Source organism: Nocardia sp. NPDC058497 (assembly GCF_042720195.1).
Lineage (GTDB): Bacteria > Actinomycetota > Actinomycetes > Mycobacteriales > Mycobacteriaceae > Nocardia.
This window is the reverse complement of record NZ_JBHXMY010000024.1, coordinates 20,411-24,531: the sequence shown is the minus strand read 5'-3', so window position 1 is coordinate 24,531 and position 4,121 is coordinate 20,411. Positions and strand designations below refer to the sequence as shown.

The window sequence follows — 4,121 nt, the reverse complement described above, 5'->3', positions numbered from 1 at the left end:
GGGAGTCGATTCTCAGACGAGTGGCAGCATCCTCGGAGCATGCTCGCTGACGTCGGACCTGAGTCGGCTCCTGCGCTCGATACTCCGCCAAGACTTCGTCGATCCTCGATCGTCTGCGTTTACCGAGCCATGGGTATAGATCCTTCATCCACTGCGCTGCCCCTGAACCGGTGATCTGTGCTCGATACGCCAATTTTCGGCCTTCTATGTATCGAGGGACGTCATACACTGAGCCACCGAACAAACCAGCCACCCGCGCAATGACGTCGCGATCTGTCATGTTGACGATAATGTGCGGATAACGGTAGACCTTGCCGCCGACACGGCTCCTGATCATGGCGAACGACCCCTCGCCTTCCAGCAGGCCTGCCAACCACGCGATCTCGACTTCAGTAGGCATAACCTTGTCTTTCGAAGTCCCTCGTGCCGACATATTCGTCATTCCCCCTTCGAGACTCAGAACTTCGATGGTCGGTTCAGCTCGAACACACGCGCATTCAGCTTACAGATTCTCGCGACGCCACGACGGCCACTACTACTCCCACGACAGTCGTTCTCGGACGGATCAGTTCACCGTCTCCCGCGAGCAGCGTCGCCGCTTCCGCGACGCTCGGTGTTCCGCCAGCAGCCGATGTGCGGCTTGACCGGTTCCGCACAGCAACCTCGAAAGCTGGTCGGCGGTGAACGCGACAACAGGAACACCGAGCATAGCTGGGGCAGCGACGACCACTGGTCCGAATGCCCGCCCAACAAATGTCGCCAGGGATGTGATCACAGCGCCCACCGACCACCGAATCGACCGCGCCAACGATGCTCTGCTGCGGTTCCCCTGCCGGATACCGATGCCGACAACCCGGGCGGTGCCGTCCAGTTCCTTTGTGCGACAGCAGATCCAGTCGAACATTCGGCACCCCTCTTCCTCGGCGGTCGCCGGGTGCGACAGGCGCAGCAGGTCACGGTGCGGCTAGCCGCCCGCTGCTGGGTACTTGACGACCTGGAAGGCCAGGTCACCGACCGGCTTGTCCATGTATCAATTCGCGACTGCGCGCAAGCGGGACTGCTCGGCATAGCCGGCGAACAGGAACAGGTGGGTGCCGGTGAATTCGGGCCGCTCAGGCAAGCCACCGCCGCCGATTCCGTCGACACTGCGCGCAACGTTCACTATCGCTCCGACCGGTCGAAATCGGGCCCACCGGAGCGTTCGGTGAATGCTCAGCGCATGCCCGCAACGCCGGCGGACTTCGAACTGGGCCTAGCCGGCGGCTGCCGCGACGGCTACCACCACGCCGTCGACAACCGTGCGTCCACAGACGAGTTCACCGTTTCCCGCCAGCAGTGCCGCCGCCTCCGCGACATTGGGTGTGCCGACGGACTGTGACGTCAGGGGCGATCGGTACGGTGCGTCGACTTCGGCCAATTGCGTTGCGCTGAAGCCGATCACCGGGACACCGAGGATTACCGCGGCAGCGCACATGCCTGGTTCGGTCGCCCGCCGATCGATCGTGACCAGGCAGGAAATGGTGGTGGTGTCACCGACCACCGATTCGATCGCGTGCACGATCTTCTCCGCGACGGTTCCCGGCCGGACGCCGATGCCGACAACCACTGCGGGCCTGTCGAATTCAGCCGGCCGACGGCGGTTCGCCATCAGTGACCGAATCGACTTGCGGCGGCGACGAATCGGTTGATCGCCTCGGGGTTTCCCGCGGGGTGGGTGTGCAGGTAGGAGGCGTGGACCTGGCGGACCACCGCGCCCTCGGTGACCGACGTTGTTGTGCGCCAGCCCCAGGCGGCGTTCTCGGGGCCGGTGCGGGTGAGGCGGGTGCGGTGGAATTCGTGGCCGCGGACCCGGGTGCCCGCGCGCCAGAGGGTGGAGTCGTGCAGGGCGACGGCGTCGCGGTAGCCGAGGGTCAGGCGCGGGCCGAATTCGGCGTCGGCGTCGATGACCCCTGCCATGGGGTGACCGTCGAGGGAGCGGGTCAGGTAGAGCAGCCCTGCGCATTCGGCGTGGATGGGCAGGTTGTGCGCGGCGCCGTCGGCTACAGCGGTCCGCAGCGTCTCGTTGGCCGACAGTGCGCCCGCGTGCTCCTCCGGGAAACCACCGGGTAGCACCAATCCCGCTGTACCGTCCGGCAGTTCATCGGTCAACGGATCGAAGACGACCACCTGGGCACCGGCGGCGATCAGGAGTTCGCGGTGTTCGGCGTATCCGAAGGTGAACGCCGGTCCTCCCGCCATCGCGACCAGCGGACCCCCGTCGGCTACCGCGGCCAGTTCCACCGCAGGGTCCCAGGCCGGTCCCTGGACCGATCCATCGGCCAGGTCGACGATCGCCCGCAGATCGACATGTGCCGCAACGAGTTCGGTCATCGCATCGACCGCAGCGGTGGCGGCGGCGCCGTGTTCGACGGCCGGGATGAGACCCAGATGCCGTGAGGGGACTTCCAATTCGGCCATACGGGGCAGCGCACCGAGGACAGGGATGCCGACACGGTCGCACGCCGCGCGCAGGACCTGCTCGTGGCGTTCACTCCCGACGCGGTTGAGGATCACCCCACCCAGCCGGACCGAGGAGTCGAAGGTGGCGAACCCGTGCAGCAAGGCGGCCAGACTCTGCGAGTGCCCACGCGCGTCGACCACCAGCACCACGGGCGCCCCGAGCAGACTCGCGACCTGCGCGGTCGATCCCTCGGCCACCGCCTCGGTCCGGTTCTCGTCGATCCGCCCGTCGAAAAGCCCCATCACACCTTCGACGACAGCAATATCGCAGCCGTGCGCACCGTGCCGGTACAGCGGCACCACCCGATCCTCGCCCACCAGAACGGGATCCAGATTCCGCCCGGGCCGCCCGGCCGCGAGCCCGTGATAACCGGGGTCGATATAGTCGGGCCCCACCTTGAACGGCGCCACCCGATGCCCCGCCCGGCGCAGCGCACCGATCAACCCGGTGGCCAAGGTCGTCTTGCCGCTGCCGGACGCCGGGGCCGCGATCACGACTGCCGGCGCGCTCATCACAGTCCCCCGCCCATGACTACGCCTCCGCGACGACCAGTCACCATTCGATACCGCGCTGGCCCTTGCGGCCCGCGTCCATCGGGTGCTTGATCTTCGTCATCTCGGTGACGAGGTCGGCCGCGTCGATGAGCGCCTGTGGCGCGTCACGGCCGGTGATCACGACGTGCTGGTTCCCCGGTCGGTTGACCAGCGTCTCGACGACCTCGTCGACGTCGACCCAGCCCCACTTGAGCGGGTAGGTGAACTCGTCGAGAACGTAGAAGCGGTGCTGTTCGGCGGCGAGACGGCGGGCGATCTCCTGCCAGCCCGACAGCGCTGCGGCGGCGTGATCCTCCTCGGTGCCGTGCTTGCGGGTCCACGACCAGCCCTCGCCCATCTTGTGCCACTCGACCGCGCCACCGGCGCCGGTCTGCTCGTGCACGGTGCCGAGCGTGCGGAACGCGGCTTCCTCGCCGACCTTCCACTTGGCGCTCTTCACGAACTGGAACACGGCCACGTCGAACCCCTGGTTCCAGGCCCGCAACGCCATCCCGAACGCGGCAGTGGACTTCCCCTTGCCCGGCCCCGTGTGCACCGCCAGCACCGGCTGATTACGCCGCTGCCGCGTCGTCAGACCGTCCTCCGGCACGACCTCCGGAACACCCTTGGGCACGAAGACTCCTTCTCGTCGGCGCACTGACGCGCGTGTTCGCGACCGAGACCACGCCGCACCTCGTGCGGGCTGGACTGCCGATCGCAGACCATTTCTATCAGGGCGGGTGACAACGTCCGCCAGCTGTCGCACCACCAACGATCACGCGGGGCACAGACCCGGCATCGTGCACACCACACGCCAACGCTCAGCGAGCTCAGACACCCAGCATCGCCGCACTCCGCGCCGGTGGGCGCTCAATCACTGAAGTCGCCGGACATCGCGCCGAGTAGTGCTCAGCCCCTGCCATAGCCGTACGCCGCAATCCGCAACTCTCAGAACGTGGCACCGCCGAACGCCGCGACACACAGGGCTCAGAACCCCGCTCCGCCCGACGCCGCGACGCGCGGACCTCAGAACCGGACATCGCCGCAGACGTCACCGGGCACCCGCGCGGCCCGGCATCGCATTACGC

5 protein-coding genes are annotated in these 4,121 nt (G+C 67.0%); all 5 read right to left on the bottom strand.

Going from position 1 to position 4,121, the window contains the following annotated elements; all coding sequences use genetic code 11:
• A partial coding sequence (locus ACFWPJ_RS03400; protein WP_378846540.1) for a hypothetical protein occupies positions 1-400 on the bottom strand: 400 nt, incomplete at its 3' end.
• A gap of 630 nt (positions 401-1,030) precedes the next feature.
• On the bottom strand, positions 1,031-1,162 hold the full coding sequence (locus tag ACFWPJ_RS03395; RefSeq protein WP_378846538.1) for a hypothetical protein: 132 nt from the start codon (positions 1,160-1,162) through the stop codon (positions 1,031-1,033).
• Positions 1,163-1,252: 90 nt separating this feature from the next.
• On the bottom strand, positions 1,253-1,606 hold the full coding sequence (locus ACFWPJ_RS03390) for a cobalamin biosynthesis protein (protein ID WP_378846536.1): 354 nt from the start codon (positions 1,604-1,606) through the stop codon (positions 1,253-1,255).
• Positions 1,607-1,647: 41 nt separating this feature from the next.
• On the bottom strand, positions 1,648-3,012 hold the full coding sequence (locus tag ACFWPJ_RS03385; protein ID WP_378846533.1) for a cobyrinate a,c-diamide synthase: 1,365 nt from the start codon (positions 3,010-3,012) through the stop codon (positions 1,648-1,650).
• A 40-nt stretch (positions 3,013-3,052) separates the two neighbouring features.
• A complete protein-coding gene (gene cobO, locus ACFWPJ_RS03380) occupies positions 3,053-3,667 on the bottom strand; it encodes a cob(I)yrinic acid a,c-diamide adenosyltransferase (RefSeq protein WP_378846531.1) in 615 nt (204 codons plus the stop codon).
• Between the last annotated feature and the right edge of the window lie 454 nt (positions 3,668-4,121).